Below are 2,586 nucleotides of genomic sequence, written 5' to 3'. Positions count from 1 at the left end.
CACGCGCCGCTCGGCGTCGAGCGACACCGCCGCGCGCCCGAGCACCCACGAGACCCCCTCCTCGAGCGCTGAGCGGATCGGAAAGGCCACATCAGCGTGACCCTGCCCCTCGGTCTGCAGCAACTCTTTCGAGAGGGGTGGCCGGTTGTAGGGCGCGTGCGCTTCGGCGCCGAGAAACTCGATGGGCCCCGTGTAGCCGGCTCGCCGTGCACCTTCGGCGGTGCGGAGGCCCGCCATCGAGGCTCCGACGATCAGCAGCGGAGCATCCGCCTCGTGATCAGACACGGCGCAATCAGCTGCGGGTCAGCAGAATGGCCTGCATCGGGCACACGTCGGCAGCGGCCTCGAGGTCGGCAAGCATCTCGTTGGGCGCCTCGGCCACGTATTCGAGCTTGTCGTCAGCGTTCAACTGAAAGACCTCGGGGGCCTCGAAGACGCACTGGCCGTAGTGCTGGCACTTGTTCATGTCAACGTCGATGCGAATCATGCGCGGTTCCTTAATCGTTGAGGCGGGAGGGGTACAGGTCGTTCGAGGGAGTGCGAATGCCGCGGAACTCCCAGTCTCCCCCGAGCGCGGTCGAAACCACTTCTTCGCTCGAGGTCGGCTGGGCGCCGACATCCGTGCGAATCGGGGTGGGGCCTTCGACGATCGTGTTGGTCAGGCGGCAGAGACCGTCGACCTCGACCTCGACGACGTCGCCGGGCTGCACGGGCCGCGAGTTGGCGGGAGTGCCCGAATAGATCATGTCGCCCGGCACGAGCGTGATGGTGCGGGCGAGGTCGGCCACGAGGTAGTGCATGTCCCACTCCATCGTGTCGGTCGCGTCTTCTTGCACGACCTTGCCGTTGACGAGAGTGCGGATCGTCTTGCCGCGAAAGTCCCAATCGGTCACGAGCCCGGGCCCCACGGGCGCGAGCGTGTCGCTGCCTTTGACGCGCAGCATCGAGCCAGCATCCGTGTCGCGAAAATCGTGCAGGCCATAGTCATTGCCCACCGAATAGCCCGCGATGTAGTCGCCTGCTTCGGCCGGCGAGATGTTGCGGCACGTGCGGCCGATGATGATGACGATTTCGCCCTCGTAGTTGAGCCACTTGAGGCCCGCCGGCCGCACGACGGCACCCTTGTGGCTGTTGAGTGCCGTGATGGGCTTGTGAAAGTAGGTAGGCGCGGGCGGCAGCTTCGTCATGAACTCGTCGCTGCGACTCGGGTAGTTCAAGTGCACGGCGATGATCTTGGTCGGCTCGCTGGGCGGCAAGTGCACGGCCTCGTCGACCCCGACCGTGCGGCCGTCGGATGCCCGCAGCTCGTCGCCGTGCCGCACCACCTGCACGGCCACCCCGTCGAGCAGAATGCGCCGGTACTCGGTCATGCGGCGCTCACTTCGGTCGAGTCGTCGCGCGAGAGCGTCACGTCTTTCGGCAGCGGGAATCCGCCTTCGGGCTCGGGGAAGTAGATGTGCACTTGGCCCGTGCCAATCGAGTTCTCGTACTCGGAGTACATGACGCCTTTCGCCGTGTTCGCCTCTTCGCCCGTGGCGCCCGCCATCTGCAGCCAGTGGCTGAAGTTGGCTTCGGGCTTGAACTGCTTGAACTCGGGCATGGTCTCGAGAATGCGCTTGTGGTCGCCCGCCTTCATCCATTCGATGCGCTCGAGGTCGGCCAGTCGCGCGCCCTCGCTGTAGATGTGCTTCGGGTCGCTCGCCTCGTGCTTGCGCAGATCGCGCAGCTTGTAGAAGGTGTGCGAGAGTGCGCCCGAGGCGAGCAGCAGCACCTTGCGGTCGCTGTCGCGAATGGCTTCGCCGAGGGCGCGGCCGGCGCGCAAGAAGTCATCGGTCGTGGCCGTCTGGCAGACCGAGAGGCTCACCCAGCGCTTGTCGAGCCCGCGGCCGAGGTAGTGCCACAGGTTGACCGTCGCGTAAAAGATCGGCAAGTGCGGGTCGCTGATGGGCGTGACCCACGTGCCGTTCTTCTCGTCATAGTTGGCGACCGCATTCGCGAGTTCGGGGTCACCGCGGAAGGCGTAGGGAATCTGCGACATCCCGCGCGGAAGCTCTTCGCTCGTGAAGAGACCCGAGCGCTCGGCTTGCGCGCTGATGACGAACTCGACGGTCGTGGCCCAGTGCGAGTCGAGCACGACGACGGTGTCGTAGTCGAGGGTTTCCATGACCTCGGTGCGAAAGCGCTTGAGGCCGGGCACGAGGCTGATCTCTTTGCCGTCGTTGAGGTCGTACCGCACGTCTTGCGGCAACATGATGGTGGGCACGTGCGCGAGAATCGCGGCGCCGACAACCTTTCCCATGACTTACTCCTTCCACCCTGCGGGTGCGTAGACGGTGTTCTTGACGTCGGCGTAGAAGTCGAATGACCACACGCCGCCTTCGCGGCCGATGCCGCTCTTCTTGCTGCCGCCGAAGGGCGCGGCGAGATCGCGCACAAAGAAGCAGTTGACCCAAATGGTTCCCGCGACGAGATTCTTCGTGATGCGCTCGGCGCGCTCGCGATCGCCACACACGACGACCGCGGCGAGGCCGTACTCGGTCGCGTTGGCCACCTCGACGGCCTCCTCGTCGCTCGAGAAGGTCTGCA

At 65.4% G+C, this 2,586-nt stretch carries 5 protein-coding genes; all 5 read right to left on the bottom strand.

Annotated features, from left to right (window positions below):
• On the bottom strand, positions 1-285 hold a 285-nt coding region (locus tag SFU54_RS03025; RefSeq protein ID WP_319014839.1), incomplete at its 3' end, for an FAD-dependent oxidoreductase.
• Between the two features lie 7 nt (positions 286-292).
• Entirely contained in the window at positions 293-487 is a 195-nt protein-coding gene (locus SFU54_RS03020; protein ID WP_319014838.1) for a ferredoxin, read from the bottom strand.
• Between the two features lie 10 nt (positions 488-497).
• On the bottom strand, positions 498-1,370 hold the full coding sequence (locus tag SFU54_RS03015; RefSeq protein WP_319014837.1) for a fumarylacetoacetate hydrolase family protein: 873 nt from the start codon (positions 1,368-1,370) through the stop codon (positions 498-500).
• Positions 1,367-2,299, bottom strand: a complete 933-nt coding sequence (locus SFU54_RS03010) for a catechol 1,2-dioxygenase (RefSeq protein WP_319014836.1) — start codon at positions 2,297-2,299, stop codon at positions 1,367-1,369. Before SFU54_RS03010 ends, SFU54_RS03015 begins: the two co-directional genes overlap by 4 nt.
• Positions 2,300-2,302: 3 nt before the next feature.
• On the bottom strand, positions 2,303-2,586 hold a 284-nt coding region (locus SFU54_RS03005), incomplete at its 5' end, for an aldehyde dehydrogenase family protein (RefSeq protein ID WP_319014835.1).

The sequence above is a fragment of the Microcella sp. genome, from assembly GCF_033763155.1.
GTDB lineage: Bacteria > Actinomycetota > Actinomycetes > Actinomycetales > Microbacteriaceae > Microcella.
This window is presented reverse-complemented; position numbering and strand designations above follow the sequence as displayed.